The sequence below is a fragment of the Mastigocladopsis repens PCC 10914 genome, assembly GCF_000315565.1.
GTDB lineage: Bacteria > Cyanobacteriota > Cyanobacteriia > Cyanobacteriales > Nostocaceae > Mastigocladopsis > Mastigocladopsis repens.
The window spans coordinates 97,504-115,411 of sequence record NZ_JH992901.1 but is presented as its reverse complement, the minus strand read 5'-3'; the positions used below and the strand labels follow the sequence as shown (position 1 = coordinate 115,411).

The window sequence follows — 17,908 nt, the reverse complement described above, 5'->3', positions numbered from 1 at the left end:
AATTCTTTGAATGTATTGCACCCAATTGAAAACCGCTATATAGCTGAAAAGCTATTTCTGCTGGATAACAATCGCGTCGGCGATGGGTCGCTCTCCGGTGGCGTCAGATGGACGGTTAACCAGCTGCTGATTAATAGTTATGGTTGTGGAACCACCACCATCAAGATTGACAGCATCTGTTGCTCCGAGAGATCGCATAATCCGAGCGCTTTCTTCAAAAGAAGCACCCACACTCCTTCCTGGTTGACGACCGTCAACTGTCACCAACAGCAGCTTTCCTGTTGCCGTAATTCCAGCTAATGTCCGAGGGTTACGTCGTATCCCAAATCTGTAGTAAAACTCAGGGTTTTCCTGCCAATGGAATCCTTCACTGAAGGCAGTAATCTGTATTTTACCATGACGTAGTAACCGAGGACCACCATTGATGACTCCTAGACCCTCTTCAATTGGGAGTTCCTTCTCATCAGCCAAAACACTAGTTTGAATGTCAATCTTTCCCCCAATGTGCGCGTGAGTTTGTAACCATTCAGCTGCATCACCCGTACCTGACAAAACTGAACCATTGCGTGGAATCTGACCTCCCCGCTGCTGGTGAAATTCAATGACTTGCCCTGATGCATCAAGGACCACTTCCACTCCTTCCCCTGGCTCTGTGGTTTGTCCAAAGGCTGAGGTAAATTGAATGAGTTCGCTGCTATCTGTACAGGTATAGTCATGCTTGGGGCTTTCAGTCGGCGCATCTCCACCGACACCACCGCAACCGCGAATCAGACCTGGCTTACGGTTCAACCCATCCACCTCACGGGTTGCACCGTCGTTTGCTGTTGCACTCACTTGAGAGGTCAGAGCAGCTATACGGACACTTTTACCAGAACCGGAAGGGAGGATAAGACTTGTTCTGCCATTGACAGCTTCGCTCACGAGCTTTCCGTTAAGAATGGAAATACCTGCTAGGTCGCCTGGAGTACCATCGGTTGCTCCAATGACAAAATATCCCCCATTGACGGCTGCTAAAGCTTTGGTTCGTTCAGCAAGCTGTGTTAAAGGTTCATTTTCAGGGACAATTTCAGTCGCGAGTGCGGGAGCAAGTTCTCCTTGAAACAAAGCGGGGTCTACCTCAAGTACGTTCACCACCCACGGACCAGTTGTTTCTCCGCCATCCTCTCCCGTGTTCACAACTCTGAGTCCTGAATATCCATCGGCTGTAAGTTGATTGCGTAATTCAGTAGCAAGAGCTTCTGTAGAGAAAGTACCGACGCGGACTAAATAACCGAGTGGACCAGAATCTGGATCATCTGGTGCTCGTTGCACTATCGGTTGAACACGAGGCTGATATCCTAAAGCGACTAATGATTCAGCGACAGTTTGAGCTTCCTGTGAAGTCGCTTTGAATGTAACATCGACTGTATAGACATCACGCTTGGACTGCTCACCTCTAACAATAGTCGTGTGGAGCACACCAGGCGCTAATTGATTTGATACCCGCGATTCGTTCAAATTAGACTTCCCAAGCGGAAGCGACTGCAAATGGCGCTCACCTGCAAGGGCGAGGCGCTTTGCGCTCTCACCCGTTTGATTTGATTCTTGGTGAGCACTGCTAACAAACGGTGCAACTACGGTAATAAGCAAAGTAACCGGAACGACTAAGTACAAAGCTGTTCCCTTGACGAAGAGACGGGCTTTCCAGTTCATGACTTAACCCCTTTCATCTGATAAGAGGTAAAATCCATCACAAGCACTTGAGGGTCTGAAAACTTGAGAGTCTTTGTGCATGTAAGTACAACAATGTTTTCGTACCCTTAACTTAATCGCTAAGATTTAATGGCTCGTTGTGTATGATTAAACATTCGGTTAAGCAAATGTTGTGGGTACGGCAACCTTCTCTAAAATAGTCATTGGTCCCAGGTTTTTGAGAATCTGCATTTGTTGCTCGTTTCGCACGAACAGCGTACCCGCAAATCCTAGTGAGTTGACAGGAATTGACTCAAAACTTTCTTGCGATCGCGGTACAATTAGCATCCATTGTTTCGTCAGCAGAAGGTTGTAAGAACCAGATTGCCTATTTCCACTCGCTCCGTTACTGTCTTCTAAGCCTACTGTATGTAGCAAAGTGCGGTAGCGCTCCAGCGTGGCTTCAGCCGCTTTTAATGGAGATTGTGCCCAATAGGGGTCTAGCCTTGTCAGGGCGTGTACAAAAGGAAGTTGCGGTATAGTGGCAACAGTGTCTTGAAATTGGGCGGATGCCAGCAGAGGTTCGATGGGTATCGGCAATCCGTCAGGTATAAGTGGAAGTGGAACAATTTGCAAATGCTTGTGTCGCTGACTCGCACCTGCAACCTTGCCACCGTTGTAAAAAACTAAACCATCAAAGTCAGCAAGACACGCCCACATTGCTGCAAAATCTTGCAAGGTGAGTAAGCTTTCCTGTTCCTCAAACGCACGTGTGATAATGAGCAGATGATAGTCCGCAACGTTGTATTTGTTCAACAGACAGACATGAGTATCGGAGATATCTGCAACAAACAAATCTTCCTCATAAGGAAGAAAGGGATTGAAATCTTTGCTAGAGGAGGTTTGTTTCTCTTGTTTTTGCTTTGCTGCGTCTTTACGGGCAAGGTTAGATAAAACTCGCACCAAGAAGCGAACACCACCTTGCTCTATAAATTCAGATTCCGTTGCTATTGTCACCAGCGCTCCGCATTGTAGAGCATACTCAGTCTGCTCTCTGACACGTTTCCCCAACGTGCCTGGTTGCAGTAAAATTTCTGTCTGTGCAGTTGGTTTCTTTTCAAGCATAGCGAAATATTGTACCAGTAGAGTGTTTGTGTTGGTGTAACTACTCACCAAGTCTACTTAAAATATTTGCTTGTACCTTAGTACAGGATTGCAAAAGTTGGTAACGAAATGAAGATGATGCATATCGTTCGTAGTCAGCACGAAGAGTGCTAAAGCACTTACTACAAATACTTTAGTGCTAAAGTATTTACTACAAATTAAAACGTCACGAATTAATGCAAAGCTGTACTAAGTTCTTTGTTTGGTCAGATTAGCTGTGAACGTTGTGTTGCAAGTATGCAACTAGCTGCTCTCCTGCGGTGTCAATGTGTTTTTTGAGTAGCCTGACAGCACCTTTAGTATCGTGCTGTTGACAAGCCTGTAATAATTGATAGTGTTCCTTTTGGGAGCGCTCTAGGTCATCCATTTGAGCCATCTGAAGGCGGACGTAACGGTCAACATTCAGGTGTAGGGTTTTAATCATCGTCAATAACCGAGGACGTTCGGCTGGTGCATAAAGCGTTTCGTGGAATTCCCAGTTCAGTTTCGCAAGCATTCCTGCATCGGTTAATTGATCTGTCTGTGCCAAAATCTCAGATGCCTTTTCTAAATCTGATGGGGTTAGCTTGGGAATTGCCAGTTGTATCGCTTTCACCTCCAACGCGCTCCTAATCTCGAATATTTCTTGCGCTTCTGCTGGAGAAAGTGCCGACACCGTTGCTCCTCGATTGAGATGGATCTTTACTAATCCTTCTGCCTCAAGCTGTCGCAAAGCTTCCCGCACAGGAATGCGGCTCACGCCAAACTGAGTAGCGATTTCATCCTGTCTAAGGGATTGTCCTTCCTGAAAAATTCCCCGCACAATTGCTTCTCGCAAAGCGTCTGCAATCAAATCTGGAGTACTGCGTTGTTGTTGCAGCACGTTTGCTGCTATATCATTTAATTCCATAATTTATTAGGTGCATAATTTATATTGTATACAATTTTATGTATACAATATTCAAAAGCATTGGTCTAACAATCCCTTCTATTAACACCACGGGAGACAGTCATGAGCATTCGACCTCAACCAGACCGGGTCATTATCTTCGACACAACGCTACGAGATGGTGAACAGTCACCAGGCGCAACACTGCTGGTAGAAGAGAAACTGGCGATCGCTCATCAACTGGCTCTCTTAGGGGTTGATGTGATTGAAGCAGGATTTGCGGTAGCCAGTCCTGGGGACTTTGAAGCTGTTAGAACCATAGCTCAACAAGTTGGCGTATTGGGTGGACCTATCATTTGCTCTTTGGCAAGAGCAATTCGACAAGATATTCAGGCTGCGGCTGAAGCATTGCAACCTGCGGCTCATCGTAGAATTCACACCTTCCTTTCTACCTCAGATATTCACCTCAAGTACCAACTGAAAAAGTCGCAAAGCGAGGTTTTGGCGATCGCCGAAGAAATGGTCGCCTATGCCAAGTCCTTTGTCGAAGATGTGGAATTCTCCCCGATGGATGCAAGCCGAACCGATCCAGAATTTCTCTATCAAGTGTTGGAACGAGTGATTGCTGCTGGTGCAACCACCATCAACATTCCCGATACCGTCGGTTACTGCACACCCAAAGATATGGCAGCCTTAATTCAGGGTGTTCAAGAAAATGTTGCCAATATTGAGCGGGTGATTCTTTCAGTTCACACTCAAAACGATTTGGGTTTGGCGACAGCAAATGCCTTGACGGCAATCGAAAATGGTGTGCGTCAGGTGGAGTGTACAGTTAACGGAATTGGTGAACGAGCAGGAAATGCAGCACTCGAAGAGATTGTCATGGCATTACAGGTTCGCAAACCCCATTTCAATCCCTACTTTGGTCGTCCGGTTGATTGCGATGCACCCTTAACGAACATCAAGACGCAAGAGATTTACAAAACTTCTTGCTTGGTTTCCCAATTTACAGGAATTGTGGTTCAGCCGAATAAAGCGATCGTGGGAGCAAATGCTTTTGCCCATGAATCTGGAATTCATCAAGATGGTGTTCTTAAACATCGGCAGACTTATGAGATTATGGAAGCTGCTGACATTGGTCTTTCTGAAAACAGCATTATTTTGGGCAAGCACTCTGGACGGAATGCTTTGCGAACCAGGCTGCAGGAATTGGGGTTTGAGTTGAGTGAGGCAGATTTGAACAAAGCCTTTATGCGGTTCAAAGAAATTGCCGACAAGAAAAAGGAGATGTCGGATTGGGATTTGGAGGCAATTGTTCGGGATGAAACGCAAATTCAAGTAGAAAAAAGCTTTCAACTCGAACACGTCCAAGTCACCTGTGGTGATTGCACCTGTCCGACTGCAACCATTACAATCGTGACTCCCAATGGGGAAATTTTCACGGATGCAGCAGTGGGAACAGGTCCAGTGGATGCTGTTTATAAAGCCATCAATCGAGTTGTGCAAATTCCCAACCAACTGATTGAGTTTTCTGTTCAGTCAGTGACTGGAGGAATTGATGCTCTGGGAACAGTCACAATTCGCTTACGGCATCAAGAGCGCATTTTCTCTGGACAAGCTTCTGATACTGATATTGTAGTCGCAGCAGCGTATGCTCATATGAACGCACTGAATCGCCTTTATCGATTCTTGCAAAGGCAGACAGAGAAGTCCCATGCTTCAGGTTCTGCCTCAGTTCTTAATTTTCTAATTTAAATTTCTTTAACCCAGCATCGCTGGGTTATTTTCCATGCCTTAGTTTAAACTCCAGTAACTAAGTTTTGACACTCCCCGCCTTATAACTGTGATGTGTTCACGCCTTCAGACACAGTGGGTTTCGACCAAGCGTAGCGCTTAAACTCGTTATCGAGAGGTGTTTGAGCAATGTGATTGGTGTAGTTGTGGATAACTTTCACAGCGATACCAAGAATGATTTCTAGAACCTGCTGCTTTGTGTAACCAACCTTCATAAAGCTCTCGATTTCGTCATCAGTAACCCAACCACGAGCTTGTACCATTCGCTGTGTAAAGTGACGAAGTGCCTGTAGTTTTGAGTCTTGCAGAGGTTCACCATTTCGCATGGCATTTATATCCTCGGTTGACAAAGCAACCATTTTTGCCAACCCTGAATGTGCTGCCATGCAGTAGTGACACTCATTTTCATAATTAACTGCTAGGTATACTACCTGTTGTTCAACTGGACTAAAGCTGGTTGTGCTGAAAAGATCCCACAGAGCCATACCACCCTTCAAGAGCGCAGGGGCAAGAGCGCATATACCCTCTAGGTTGGGAATCAAGCCAAAAGTTTCCTTAGCATCGCGCAGAGCTTCTTTGGACTCTTCGGGGGCGGTTTCCAGAGTGTAAATGGTGAATTCCATTAGGTTGTATCTTGTGAAGTATTGGCATAACACAACATTGCGTGCTGGAGGGTAAAGATCTGATATTTACACTAGACATCTCCGAAAAAGAATGTAGAGACGCGCCATAGCGCGTCTCTACAAAGGTTGTAGACAACGCACAATTAATTTCTGGAGATGTCTACTCATCACACACTTGTTGCTGCGTAGACAAGTTTGTCTACACTCAGTAGAATACTTTAAGTAGACAAGATTGTCTACATGGATAAGAAAACTAGCTATGGCATCACAGACCAACCAAATTTATGATCGCATCCTAGAAACTGCCTCCCAGCTTTTCTACCAGAAGGGGATTCAGCACGTTGGGATTAACGAAGTGATTGCTGCTTCAGACGTTGCAAAACGGACATTCTATAAATACTTCCCCTCAAAAGACCAACTCATTTTGGAAGTCATGCGCTATCGCGAAAAGCAGTGGTTGAAGTGGTTTCAGAAAGCTGTTGAGGAGCGAGGAAAAACAGCTAAAGAAAAGCTACTTGCAACATTTGATGTGCTTGGGGAGTGGTATGCTCAACCAGACTTTCGGGGATGCCCATTCATTAATGCAGTTCTTGAAATTGCAGATGCAAATCATCCGGCTCATTATGTTTCCATATCGTTGCGTGAGGCAATTCGCACTCATATTATGAAACTAGCAATAGAAGCGGGGGTTCGTCATCCAGAAACATTCTCTCAGCAGTACTTACTGTTAATTGGTGGTGCCAGTCTGATGGCAACGATTGAAGGAACTCCAGCAGGTGCAAACTATGCTCGTCATGCTTTATCAATCCTCATTAATCAGAGTTAATATCTGAAAGCATTGACTCTTTGACCGCTGCCTTAGCAATTATAGCCGGGATAAAATTAGAAGAGGATGTTATTTATCGCTTATTGCGGAGGGAAATCATACAGGAATCTGTGATTTAAGTACTTGTGCAAAAATATTTATGCATTTTAGCCGTTACTGCGAGCGCCCTTTGGGCGGCTCCCTTTGGGAGCATCGCCGCAGGCGGGCACTGAGTCCCTTTGGGACACGCTGCGCGTTGGCGTAGCCTGCGTGTTACGCTTATGTGCCATCGCGAGCTAGTTGCACGAACGGTGGGAAATTAGTAATGTCATTAAGGTATAAATTTTGTCTACTATACTGAAAATACTAGAAACAAGTAGCTAAATAATGATGCGATCGCAAAGCGCTGCTGTTTTGAGCAGATCGCTTTCAATAATGTCACAATTGAGTTACTCGCTCGTAAATCCCGTTAAATAGAAAACCCTGGTTAATCAAAGGGACTACGAACAGCCTTGACGTGTGTTGTTTGTCTCTAGACAGAAGTATTTGAGTATTTTACGACATAGTTAATTCTTAAAGAAGTCGAGGTTACTCTTATGAAGTTAAACCGCATTACCAGCAATCCTAATCGCATGAACGGGCAACCCTGCATTCGTAATCTTCGTCTTACTGTTCGTCGTGCAATTGAGTTACTGGCTACCTATCCCGATCGAGCAGAACTGCATCAAGAATTTCCCGAACTAGAAGATGAGGATATTCAGCAAGCACTGATTTACGCATCAATACGCCGGAGTTCACCATGATTCGACCGACCACGCCCGATGACACGACTGCTCTGATTGCCCTAGCTGACGCAACCGGACTCTTCCCGCCGAGTGCGCTAGAGTTGTTGCGCCAGATGTTGTCCGATTCTTTGGGAGTAAACAACGACACAGAACACTTCTGGATTACTGACGATGACAATGGACCAGTGGGCGTTGCCTACTGCGAGCCGGAACGGATGACAGACAGGACTTGGAATCTGCAATTGATCGCGATCCACCCTGATCGGCAAGGGCAAGGACGCGGTGCGAAACTGCTACACTACGTCGAGCAGGCGTTGACAGCGCGCGGTGGGCGTATGCTGCTGGTGGAAACGTCCGGACTGCCAGCCTTGGAGCGCACACGGGCGTTCTATGCGAAGTGCGGCTACGAGGAAGAGGCGCGCATCCGCGACTTCTATGCGGCGGGCGATGATAAGGTCGTGTTCCGCAAAGTGTTGAACGCAGACTAGACCACGCACGGTCTGGGGCAATGGGGTAATGGGCGAGACGCAGTCCGTGTTGGCAGTCGCGCCTCACGTTGGGTAGTATGAGGAAGTATTCAGAGGGGATTTTGGAGCAGGAAAGGGCAAATCGATTCCTAGAGCGAGTTACGGTTGTGCCTGATCGTCCCTCAATTGCAGCCCAAGCCTTAAAGCCAACACGGAGTTTAGACCCTAAGGAGTAACAATCAACATTATTGCTTCTGCAACAGGCTTGTCGATTGAGGAAGTGCAACAACTACAACAGCAGATTACCGAATCTCCATAGACTGAAACTTGTGATCACAAGAGGTTCTATGGCATCGCCTCTACCACTGTTGAAGCAATCTCAGACATCAATTTCTCCCGCTCTTCCAGAGGAGCTTTTGAACCAGCTATAAATACAGCAATTCCAACACGCTTCCCGTCCGGCGAACTAGCAATTCCAACATCATTTGTCGCAGTACCTATGCCGAGAACATCTGGACCTGTGCCAGTCTTGTGTGCGATCCACCAATTCTTAGGCAATCCCGCTTTGAGTCGCTTCTGTCCTGTTGGAGAATCGGTCATTATCTTGAGTAACAAAGCGGTAGAGTTCCGAGACAATAACTGATTCGAGTGCAGCTTTGCCAAAAGGTCAACTATACCTTCAGGAGTAGCAGTATCGCGTGGGTCGGTGAGATACTTTTCCACAGCAGCTTTCTTGACACTATCTGGAATCTTCTGCACAGCTTCTGCCCATTTTTGCTCGTCAGCCAATTCTGGTCGAAAGTTTGTCAGTCCCACACAATCCGGCTGTAGCTGCTGCTCTAATCGGTCAACGCGAACATCGCGAATTTTCAGCTTACCTAAGATAGCATTAACTTGCTGTGGTCCACCAACCAATCGCACCAAAGCGTCAGCTGCAGTATTATCACTCATTCCAACAGAACGTTCGAGAAGCTTTCGGACTGTGAACTGTGCGCTTGTACCTTTGAATTCCTTGATCATAGAACTCGATCCAGGAGCAAACTCCTGACGGGTAATGGTGACTGATTGGTCGAGGGAAACCTTGCCGTCGTCTACTAGTCTTAAAACGGCGATCGCAGCAGGAAGCTTAAATACGCTTTGCATGGGAAAGCGCTGCTTGCCATTGAGAAACCAGCTTTTACCACTATTAAGGTCCAAAACCCCAATGCCAACCTTACCTCGGGCGGCTGAAATGTCGAGATTTTTTAACCGTTCTTGAAGTAATGCACTGTTAGGCTGCGCTGTAGCGAACGCGCTCACTCCCATTATTCCACCTGCAAGCGGTGCGATTTGATTAATTTGTTGCTCTTGCTGTAAGGATGACTCAGTGATGCTTGAAGATAAAGGGGTTTGAGATGGTTCTTGTGCTTTGACTGGAAGCAACATCAACGAAAGCAGAATAACCACTCCAAACGAAAGCCAAAAACGACGTACAAAGACTGAAAACATCTGCTGTTTAATTTCTAGGTGTGAATATTTTTCCTACGCTATTATCTACTTTCTTGATGTCTGCTCTGTTTCTGGTAAAATCTAAAGTTAGCTATAGATAATTTGCGTAGTCGAGAATATTGCATTTAACTGAGTTCAATTTTCTCGAATCCATAGTGCTAGCCCACCTCCACGACCGCGAGCTGCAATGAAGTCTTCTGTCACTAAAAAAAACGCAAAGAAGGGTAGTTTCGCTACGGGTTGACTATAAAAATTTTCCGCCTGACCTTTACCGCCTCGTATCTGACCGCTGTAAATAACACGACCAAACAGACTGATTTGCATTTGGATAAAGTCAAACGCCAATAGGTTTTTCTTACCTGGATATTGTGCTGGTCCTTGAAGCTTCAATAAAACAGAACCCACTTGAACACAATTGCTAATTTCCGCTGTGCTTAGAGTCGCATCTGAAGCTTGTGTGGTATGAAAGGATATATGAGTTGGAGCAAACTTAGGCAGATAAAAACCTTTGCCCAAAACAATTCCAGCTTTCTTTCTGAGTTTTCTGGTTCCAGTGACAAAGCATAGCCGCCATTCACCAACCAAAGACTCAAAAGGATATGTCACTCGTTGCTGTTTAGCAGCTTTTTCTGCTTGTAGCAAAGCATTGACCAGTACTTCAGCACTAGGACAATTATTCCTTTGTCGTTGATACGTAGTCGCAGCAAGTGAGAGTACGGTGACAAAATCAGGTGAGGCTTGTGATGTTAAATCGGCTGTCATGAAGGCACTCCAGATTTAGCTTTTTGTTTGCAACCTAATACTCTGGGTAAATCATAACGTTATATATTGTAATTTTCTTGTGTCACTTTGGGAATCCGTCTTTCTGAAGCTGCGGAGATTATGGAGGTTGGTCTAATCTGTTTTACTGTAAATTACATTGAATTTTTCAACACCAGTTTTGACCATCGAAGGTCTTTATAGTCAAGTACGTATTTTTTAGTATAAAAATACACTTATTGATATTTGCATTCGGCTAATTATATTATTAGCAAATTTCTCAATAATAATATACAGAGAGGTCAATATCACTGCGATCGCTTAGACGATGCAGAATATACAGAGGACTTGTGTTATTAAATATGCTTTTGTCATTAAATATGCTAGTTGCTAACGTCTCTAACAATGAGCAATTTTCTTGTTTCTATACACTATAATCTCAGATAAGTAAAGATAACTTTAAAAACAGCAAGAAATCCCTTGAAAACTCAAAGATTCATTAAATAATGGTTCTTTTTAACTAGCTCTTCATTTGAAGTTAACCATAAATTGATAGATTCTCTGGGTATAAAAGTTAAAAGGAGTTCAGTTAAGTGTCTTTCTCCCGACGTAGGTTTTTGACTCTGGCTGGGGCAACTGCTGCTGGTGTGACAGCGATTTCTCCCCTAGAAGCTTTCTATGCTAGGATTGCTCGTGGTGAGGGAGTAACGGGAGTTGGCTTTGGTTCCCTCCAACCCAAGCTTCCTGAGAATTATGCAGAGCTAGCTAACACCAAATTAGGGGATCTCAGCAATGTCTCGCTTCTGGAGCTGCCACCTGGCTTCAAGTACACTGCTATCTCAATTACTGGTCAGACCATGAGTGATGGTAATCCAGTCCCTGGTGACCATGATGGTATGGCTGCTTTCCGTGGTCCTGGAGGAAGTACCATCCTAGTTCGCAACCATGAGCTAGACGATAAAGAAGATAAGTTCGGTGATACTGGGGGAGTAAGAGCACCTGCTAGTAAAAAATATGACCAAATTAATGCGGGTGGCACGACGACCCTTGTCGTGGGACAAGATCGCAAGTTGCAGAAACACTTTGCTTCCCTAGCAGGCACAATTCGCAACTGCGCTGGCGGTCCAACACCTTGGAAAAGCTGGATCAGTTGTGAAGAAACCTTCAGCACGAGCAGTACAGGTGTGCTACATGGTTACAATTTTGAAGTTCCTGCGACTTCCGACATTGCTTTAGCCGATCCTGTACCTCTCAAAGCGATGGGACGCTTTAGCCATGAAGCTATAGCAGTAGATCCAAAGACAGGCTACATCTACGAAACCGAAGATAGATCGAATAGCTGTTTTTACCGTTTTGTACCTGCTGTAGGCATACCGAATGCGCCAGGACAATTAGCCAAAGGAGGCACTCTCTACGCTTTAGTCGTAAAGGGTAGGTCTACACTGAACACATCAAATAACCCTAACCTTGGAGGCGCTGTAGGGTCAGTTAAAGTCGGTGAGGCTATGCCCGTGGAATGGGTTAAAATAGAAGATGTTGACCCTGTAACAGATACTGTCCGCGTAGAAGCTCAAGGTAAAGGTGCAGCCATCTTCTACCGAGGTGAAGGAGCTTGGTACGATAACGGTCTGATCTACTTCGTCTGCACTCAGGGAGGTCCAGCTGCAGTAGATAGTACGCGCGGTAATGGTCAAGTCTGGATTTATAATCCCAGAAAAGAAACAATTACATTATTTGTCGAGGCAGCTTCTAGCGGAGAACTACTCGATGAGCCTGATAACATTACTGTATCGCCCTTTGGAGACCTCTTCCTTTGTGAAGACGGCGGTGGTTCTCAATTTGTTGTCGGGATCAATAAGAAGGGTGAGATTTATCAGTTCGCACGTAATGCCCTTAATGAGAGCGAGTTTGCTGGTGCTTGCTTCTCTCCCGACGGTAAAACGCTGTTTGTCAACACTCAAAGTGCTGGTATTACCTATTGTATCTGGGGACCGTGGCCAGAGTCCGATGATGATAATGATGATTCCGATGATGATTAGTTAGATTTTGAAATAAGGATAAAGAATAATTTTTTAATCTTTATCCTTCATTTCTCATACTTTTTTAGTTAAGAACTTCTATATCAAGAAGCCCAGTTTTTCTAAAAAATTGGGCTTCTTTGTCTATGTTTAACTTTTCCTGCATTTCTTTGTAATACCTATCTTTTGACTCAAAGTACTTCTCCACAGTTACCTTTTACCAGTCGTTGAAGCGATCGCCATCTGCTGGTGAAGCGCTATAGTATTTAATGCAAGCGAATAAAAGCATTTGGTTCGGAAAGTGGAGACTTAGGGTTGTAGATAAAATCTGAGGCTAAGTACTCCTATCTTAGGAGTAAAAGCTAATGGCAAAAAGCTCAAGCTAAAAGTCCGCAGCCAGGCAAAATTAATAGCATCCATAATAAGCCGCGCAGGTATATGTAGCAGCATAGGAGTTAACAGTGGCGAAAGTAGCATTGCTAGTTGGGGTTAGTGAGTACGAGCCAGGTTTGAATCCTTTGCCTGCGGCTGTCAAGGATGTCGAGGCTATACAACAAGTTTTGCTGCACACAGACATAGGTGGTTTTGCACAAGCAGATGTAAAGCTGCTCACAAATCCTGATCGACAACAAATGGAGGAAGCGATTGAGCATCTGTTTGCTGGTCGTCATAAAGATGACTTAGTGTTGTTTTTCTTCTCAGGTCATGGCATAAAGGATGATACAGGCAGGCTTTACCTGGCAACTCACAAAACTCGCAAAAATATTCAAGGGGAATTAATCCCCTCAAGTGCAGTTTCAGCCAGCTTCGTTCAAGAGAGTATGAGTAGAAGCCGTTCTCGGCGACAAGTCGTGATTTTAGACTGTTGCTTTAGTGGTGCTTTTGCTGAGGGGTTATTAGTTAGAGATGATGGCACTATTAACATTCAAGAGCAGCTAGGTGGTGAGGGCAGAGCAATTCTCACATCATCCTCATCGACGCAGTATTCCTTTGAACAAGAGGATTCAGAATTATCAATTTATACTCGTTATCTAGTTGAGGGTATTCAAACTGGCACAGCTGATTTAGATGAAGATGGGTTCATATCGATTGATGAGTTGCATGAATATGCCAAAAAGAAGGTAAGAGAAACTCAACCATCAATGAAGCCAGAGATTTATGCCATTAGAGAAGGCTTCAAGATCCGACTCACAAAAGCTCCTGTTATCGATCCAAAGCAAAAATATCGTAAAGAGGTAGCACGGTATATTGACCGTCGAGAAATTTCTTTTGTAGCGCGCAACATTTTAGATGTTATAAGCAATGGTTTGGGACTTTCTGTTGCAGAGGTGACATCAATTGAAAACGAAATTCTAGAACTTTACCGAGAACAGTTCAAACAAAAACTAGAGCAGTATGAAAAAGTATTTACAGAGCGAATTAAGAGAAAACCAATCATTAGTGAGATTGAGCGTCAACAGTTGCGCCATTTTCAGCAAAGTCTGCATCTAGAAGATGAAGATACCGCACGTATTGAAAAACAAGTTACTGCGGCAATGGAAGCTTATAGAAAAAACTTGCAGCAGTACGAACAACAATTTGCTAAGGCTGTCAGGCAAGAATATCCTCTTGATGCATTAACAAGCAGTAAACTAGAGCAGATGCAGCAACAATTACGACTTGCTAATGAGGATATTGCTTTGATTCAAACTCGCGTTACTGCTGAATTAGAAGCATATAGACAGAAATTACAGCAGTATGAAAATCTATTTGTAGGTGCGACTCAAAAAGAATATCCTCTTAGTGAAGCAAAGCGTCAAGAACTTCAGCAACAACAGGAGTTTTTAGGACTTACTCATGAGGATGTTGCTCCAATTGAAGCACGCGTTACTGCTCCCATAGAGGAGCGCCAGCAAAAATTACGACAGTATGAGCAAGTACTGAACAATGAAATTGAACGTGCGTACCCGATGAGTGACAGAACGCGCGAAGAATTGCGACGGTTTCAGCAAGCTTTGGAACTGAGTGATTCAGAAGTTGCTCTTATTAAAGAACGAGTTATGAACAACCGATCTGTTCCTCGCTTAACACCATCTGTACCTCCACTAACTCCCAAATTACCAGACACACCTATAGCAGATCACACAAACTCTAATTCTTTAAGACAAATATCTTGGAAATTAGGAGCGGGATTAACGGTAGGAGTACTTGCTATTGGCATTGTCATTAACTCTTCAATGCAAAAACCTGACACCTCTTCTTCGCCAACACTATCAACAGATTCCTCCAATTTGAGACAGCAGGTACCTCCAATAGAAAACAGCCCTGTACAAATTCCCCCAACATCACCAACAAATATTTTTAGCCCCGGCAAACTTGACTTAGGTGGACAAGTAAGATTAACTGGCGCTGGTGCTTCTTTCCCAGCACCTCTCTACCAAACTTGGTTCAGCAATTTAAACAAGAAATATCCTAATCTACAAGTTAACTATCAGTCAGTTGGTAGCGGTGCCGGAGTGGAGCAATTTACCAAAGGCACTGTGGACTTTGGTGCTAGCGATGTTGCCATGACCGATGAAGAAATCAAGAAGGTGGAAAGGGGTGTCCTTTTACTGCCTATGACTGCTGGTAGCGTTGTGCTAGCTTACAACCTGCCTGGGGTACAAGAACTAAAACTTCCACGGGACGTGTATACCGGCATCTTCCAAGGCACTATTAAATCTTGGAACGACCCGAAAATCACTGCGGCGAACCCTGGTGTTAACCTTCCAAACACGCCAATCACAATTGTACATCGTTCTGATGGCAGTGGTACCACGGGTGTGTTCACGCAACACCTTAGTGCTGTGAGTCCAGAATGGAAATCCAAAGTAGGCAGTGGCAAAACTGTAAACTGGCCTACAGGAGTTGGTGCAAAGGGCAATGAAGGTGTGACTGCCCAAATACAGCAAACTCAAGGCTCGATGGGATACGTTGAGTACGGCTACGCTCAACAAAATAAACTTTCTTATGCTGCTTTGCAAAATAAAGCAGGTCAATTTGTGACACCAAATGAACAATCAGCATCTAAAACATTGGATGCCGTAGAATTGCCAGGAAATCTCCGTGCCTTTATTACAGATCCAGAAGGAAACGATTCTTACCCCATTGTCACCTACAGTTGGATTTTGGCTTACCAGAAATATCCTGATGCCGCAAAAGCCAAAGCAGTAGAAGCCATGATTGAATATGGTTTGACAGAGGGTCAAAAAGCTGCTCCACAACTAGGCTACGTTCCTTTACCTGAAAACGTTGTGAAAAAAGTTGCAGCAGCAGCTGATGCTATCAGTCCAGAATACAAAATTGCCGTAGGCGGTGCCAGCGCTAGCAAATAGCACAAAGAAATATAGAAAACGTCACAGGTGTGTTCTACTTCCACTTTGCCTGAGATAATACCCCATCTTAGCAACCGCCATAGTTCTACTATTCGTTGATATTAGAATCTTGACTCACTACCGGCTCAATTTCACAGACAACTTCATGTAAATAAGTGGTTGGAGCCTTGGCAAACAAGGGCGTCATCTCTTTCAAGATGTGATCATAAGCCTCGCTGTGATTCGCTTCCATATCTTCCACGTTTTCCCAAAAAATGACCGCGATGCCTTTGTCAGTTCCTGGTTCTTGCAGCAGGTATGCTTTTTTGAAGCCTTGAGTATAAGTTGAGACAGCTTGTTCGTAAAGTCTTTTAGCTTCTTCAAACTTGCCTGGTTTAAATTCTCCTATTGCAACATAGGCAAATTGATGTTTCAAGAAGTCATGGAAATCTGACATTTTTTTCTCCTCAGATATAAGTTATTGATATTCAGATGTTCCTCATTAAGTCAGTGGGCGAGAAAAGTTCCAAGTATGTAACCAAAAGTTAACTCTCTTAATTAGAGTTAAATCTAACACGCTGCGTACTGTAGTTTCCTCTTTGTCCCCTAGCTTTAACGCTATCAATTCCTGATTCATCCAAATACTTTAGGTCTATTTCTCCGGTGGCTGCAGATAATTCCAACATACAGCAGCAATTCCTGAGTCAGAATTGTTCCGCCAACATCAACCCGATGTAACATTGATGGATTTGCGAATGCCTGGATTGAGCGGCGTTGAGGCGATCCTACCATTTGCGCTGAGTTTGCAGATGCTCGGATCACACAAACAGCAGGAGAAGGCTTGAAAACCAGGGACACCAGCATTTTGGAAAAAAAGCAGCTTCAAGAAGTTTCAGTACGCTAAAACTACTTTCGTTAAAACTAGTTTCAATTTCCGAAACAAAGCTGACAAATACTGTATTCAGAAGCTACGCTGACTGTTATTCAACAATCACAGATAAATAAACAGGGTAGGCTACTAGACGCGCTAGATGCGGATAGTTCACCGTGTCATAGTGTAGTGCGCGTCAAAATTTCAGTCTGTGTGTTTGAATGCAACTCAGTATAATTTCAACTGCACTTCAGTAGCTATGACAAAAGAACTGGCAATCCGCACTAGCGGACTGACTAAGCAATTTGACAGACACATTGCCGTTAATGATATTGATTTAGAAATTCAAGAGGGAGAAGTTTACGGACTGATTGGTCCGAATGGCGCAGGTAAAACGACTCTCATCCGGATGTTGGCTGCTGCTGAGGAACCAACTACGGGTGAGATTTATATTAATGGCGATCGCCTACTGCGCGACAAAAGCAACCCCACCCTCAAGCGTCGCCTCGGCTACTTACCCGATGACTATCCACTGTATGACGAACTGACAGTCTGGGACTACCTAGATTATTTTGCCCGACTTTATAAATTACGAGAACCACGCCGCACTCAACGTCTACACGAAGTTTTAGAACTCATACAACTAGGTAATAAACGCCATAGCTTGATTTCCACGCTATCACGAGGAATGAAACAGCGTCTGTGTTTGGCGCGAACAATTCTCCACGAACCCATTGTCTTGTTGCTAGATGAACCAGTTTCGGGATTAGATCCAATCGCCAGGATGCAGTTTCGCGAAATCATCAAAGCGTTGCAAGAAGCAGGGATGACAATATTAATTTCCTCCCACGTTCTTAGCGACTTGGCGGAGTTGTGTACTTCAGTGGGAATTATGGAACTTGGGTTCCTAGTAGAAAGTGAATCACTACAACAACTCTACCAGCGTCTTGCCCGCCAGCAAATTGTGATTTCAACTTTAGGGAAGTTAGATGAACTTTTGGGCGAACTAAAAAATAATCCTCTCGTACAAGAGTGGGAGATATTGTCTACAAAAAACAGCGTGCGGGTGAATTTTTCTGGTAAGCAGGAAGATAGTGCTGATTTGTTGCGATCGCTTATTATCGCTGGTATTCCCCTCACTGATTTTCACTGTACTCAAGAAGACCTGGAAACAATTTTCCTCAAACTAGGTCATAAGCAAGCATATTGATTGGTCATTAGTCATTAGTTACTCAACGACGGACTGTGACTCTGCAAAATGGT

General features: G+C 44.4%; 15 protein-coding genes and 2 pseudogenes. 10 read left to right on the top strand and 7 right to left on the bottom strand.

Annotated features, from left to right (window positions below; genetic code table 11):
- Positions 1-51: 51 nt before the first annotated feature.
- The 3 genes from MAS10914_RS29425 to MAS10914_RS0102515 all read right to left on the bottom strand — a co-directional run bounded on the left by MAS10914_RS29425 (position 52) and on the right by MAS10914_RS0102515 (position 3,724).
- A complete protein-coding gene (locus MAS10914_RS29425; protein WP_017314326.1) occupies positions 52-1,692 on the bottom strand; it encodes a phosphodiester glycosidase family protein in 1,641 nt (546 codons plus the stop codon).
- Between the two features lie 159 nt (positions 1,693-1,851).
- Positions 1,852-2,796 (bottom strand): ATP adenylyltransferase family protein, encoded by a 945-nt coding sequence (locus tag MAS10914_RS0102520; protein WP_017314325.1) that lies wholly within the window; start codon positions 2,794-2,796, stop codon positions 1,852-1,854.
- 250 nt (positions 2,797-3,046) lie between these two features.
- Positions 3,047-3,724: a GntR family transcriptional regulator gene (locus tag MAS10914_RS0102515; protein ID WP_017314324.1), complete on the bottom strand. Its 678-nt coding sequence runs from the start codon at positions 3,722-3,724 to the stop codon at positions 3,047-3,049.
- Positions 3,725-3,826: 102 nt separating this feature from the next.
- On the opposite strand from MAS10914_RS0102515, the gene MAS10914_RS0102510 reads away from it, so the two are divergent.
- The gene (locus MAS10914_RS0102510) at positions 3,827-5,458 is read left to right on the top strand and encodes a 2-isopropylmalate synthase (protein WP_017314323.1); all 1,632 of its coding nucleotides are present in this window, start codon (positions 3,827-3,829) and stop codon (positions 5,456-5,458) included.
- Positions 5,459-5,538: 80 nt separating this feature from the next.
- On the opposite strand, the gene MAS10914_RS0102505 is transcribed toward MAS10914_RS0102510, so the two are convergent.
- Positions 5,539-6,120 carry a carboxymuconolactone decarboxylase family protein gene (locus MAS10914_RS0102505; RefSeq protein ID WP_017314322.1) on the bottom strand — a complete coding sequence of 194 codons (582 nt, stop codon included), beginning with the start codon at positions 6,118-6,120 and terminating at the stop codon, positions 5,539-5,541.
- Positions 6,121-6,379: 259 nt separating this feature from the next.
- On the opposite strand from MAS10914_RS0102505, the gene MAS10914_RS0102500 reads away from it, so the two are divergent.
- From MAS10914_RS0102500 to MAS10914_RS35280, 4 genes are all read left to right on the top strand, one after another.
- Positions 6,380-6,946 (top strand): TetR/AcrR family transcriptional regulator, encoded by a 567-nt coding sequence (locus MAS10914_RS0102500; protein ID WP_017314321.1) that lies wholly within the window; start codon positions 6,380-6,382, stop codon positions 6,944-6,946.
- A 575-nt stretch (positions 6,947-7,521) separates the two neighbouring features.
- Entirely contained in the window at positions 7,522-7,728 is a 207-nt protein-coding gene (locus tag MAS10914_RS0102495) for a DUF433 domain-containing protein (protein ID WP_017314320.1), read from the top strand.
- The gene (locus MAS10914_RS0102490; protein WP_017314319.1) at positions 7,725-8,198 is read left to right on the top strand and encodes a GNAT family N-acetyltransferase; all 474 of its coding nucleotides are present in this window, start codon (positions 7,725-7,727) and stop codon (positions 8,196-8,198) included. The genes MAS10914_RS0102495 and MAS10914_RS0102490 overlap by 4 nt, the downstream gene beginning before the upstream one ends.
- 77 nt (positions 8,199-8,275) lie before the next feature.
- Entirely contained in the window at positions 8,276-8,413 is a 138-nt protein-coding gene (locus MAS10914_RS35280; RefSeq protein WP_156818079.1) for a hypothetical protein, read from the top strand.
- A gap of 109 nt (positions 8,414-8,522) precedes the next feature.
- Here the strand turns inward: MAS10914_RS35280 and bla are convergent, their stop codons facing one another.
- Both bla and MAS10914_RS0102480 read right to left on the bottom strand, forming a co-directional pair.
- Entirely contained in the window at positions 8,523-9,665 is a 1,143-nt protein-coding gene (bla, locus tag MAS10914_RS0102485; RefSeq protein WP_017314318.1) for a class A beta-lactamase, read from the bottom strand.
- Between the two features lie 135 nt (positions 9,666-9,800).
- Complete coding sequence (locus MAS10914_RS0102480) at positions 9,801-10,427, bottom strand: hypothetical protein (protein WP_017314317.1); 627 nt, start codon at positions 10,425-10,427, stop codon at positions 9,801-9,803.
- A 590-nt stretch (positions 10,428-11,017) separates the two neighbouring features.
- On the opposite strand from MAS10914_RS0102480, the gene MAS10914_RS0102475 reads away from it, so the two are divergent.
- The 3 genes and pseudogenes from MAS10914_RS0102475 (at position 11,018) to pstS (ending at position 15,795) form a co-directional block, all read left to right on the top strand.
- The gene (locus tag MAS10914_RS0102475) at positions 11,018-12,463 is read left to right on the top strand and encodes an alkaline phosphatase PhoX (protein ID WP_156818078.1); all 1,446 of its coding nucleotides are present in this window, start codon (positions 11,018-11,020) and stop codon (positions 12,461-12,463) included.
- A 440-nt stretch (positions 12,464-12,903) separates the two neighbouring features.
- A pseudogene (locus MAS10914_RS35275) lies at positions 12,904-13,593 on the top strand (caspase family protein); the annotation flags it as partial.
- Between the two features lie 1,065 nt (positions 13,594-14,658).
- Positions 14,659-15,795 (top strand): phosphate ABC transporter substrate-binding protein PstS, encoded by a 1,137-nt coding sequence (gene pstS, locus MAS10914_RS34840; protein WP_071599869.1) that lies wholly within the window; start codon positions 14,659-14,661, stop codon positions 15,793-15,795.
- Between the two features lie 88 nt (positions 15,796-15,883).
- Here the strand turns inward: pstS and MAS10914_RS0102460 are convergent, their stop codons facing one another.
- Positions 15,884-16,231 (bottom strand): hypothetical protein, encoded by a 348-nt coding sequence (locus tag MAS10914_RS0102460; RefSeq protein ID WP_017314313.1) that lies wholly within the window; start codon positions 16,229-16,231, stop codon positions 15,884-15,886.
- A 250-nt stretch (positions 16,232-16,481) separates the two neighbouring features.
- On the opposite strand from MAS10914_RS0102460, the pseudogene MAS10914_RS35270 reads away from it, so the two are divergent.
- Positions 16,482-16,594: pseudogene (locus MAS10914_RS35270) on the top strand (DNA-binding response regulator); the annotation flags it as partial.
- Between the two features lie 310 nt (positions 16,595-16,904).
- On the top strand, positions 16,905-17,855 hold the full coding sequence (locus MAS10914_RS0102450) for an ABC transporter ATP-binding protein (RefSeq protein WP_017314311.1): 951 nt from the start codon (positions 16,905-16,907) through the stop codon (positions 17,853-17,855).
- The last annotated feature ends 53 nt before the right edge of the window (positions 17,856-17,908 follow it).

Coding starts and splice junctions, on each gene's coding strand:
- MAS10914_RS29425 (WP_017314326.1), bottom strand. CDS start 1,692: ATGAACTGGAAAGCCCGTCTCTTCGTCAAGGGAACAGCTTTGTACTTA.
- MAS10914_RS0102520 (WP_017314325.1), bottom strand. CDS start 2,796: ATGCTTGAAAAGAAACCAACTGCACAGACAGAAATTTTACTGCAACCA.
- MAS10914_RS0102515 (WP_017314324.1), bottom strand. CDS start 3,724: ATGGAATTAAATGATATAGCAGCAAACGTGCTGCAACAACAACGCAGT.
- MAS10914_RS0102510 (WP_017314323.1), top strand. CDS start 3,827: ATGAGCATTCGACCTCAACCAGACCGGGTCATTATCTTCGACACAACG.
- MAS10914_RS0102505 (WP_017314322.1), bottom strand. CDS start 6,120: ATGGAATTCACCATTTACACTCTGGAAACCGCCCCCGAAGAGTCCAAA.
- MAS10914_RS0102500 (WP_017314321.1), top strand. CDS start 6,380: ATGGCATCACAGACCAACCAAATTTATGATCGCATCCTAGAAACTGCC.
- MAS10914_RS0102495 (WP_017314320.1), top strand. CDS start 7,522: ATGAAGTTAAACCGCATTACCAGCAATCCTAATCGCATGAACGGGCAA.
- MAS10914_RS0102490 (WP_017314319.1), top strand. CDS start 7,725: ATGATTCGACCGACCACGCCCGATGACACGACTGCTCTGATTGCCCTA.
- MAS10914_RS35280 (WP_156818079.1), top strand. CDS start 8,276: ATGAGGAAGTATTCAGAGGGGATTTTGGAGCAGGAAAGGGCAAATCGA.
- bla (WP_017314318.1), bottom strand. CDS start 9,665: ATGTTTTCAGTCTTTGTACGTCGTTTTTGGCTTTCGTTTGGAGTGGTT.
- MAS10914_RS0102480 (WP_017314317.1), bottom strand. CDS start 10,427: ATGACAGCCGATTTAACATCACAAGCCTCACCTGATTTTGTCACCGTA.
- pstS (WP_071599869.1), top strand. CDS start 14,659: ATGCAAAAACCTGACACCTCTTCTTCGCCAACACTATCAACAGATTCC.
- MAS10914_RS0102460 (WP_017314313.1), bottom strand. CDS start 16,231: ATGTCAGATTTCCATGACTTCTTGAAACATCAATTTGCCTATGTTGCA.
- MAS10914_RS0102450 (WP_017314311.1), top strand. CDS start 16,905: ATGACAAAAGAACTGGCAATCCGCACTAGCGGACTGACTAAGCAATTT.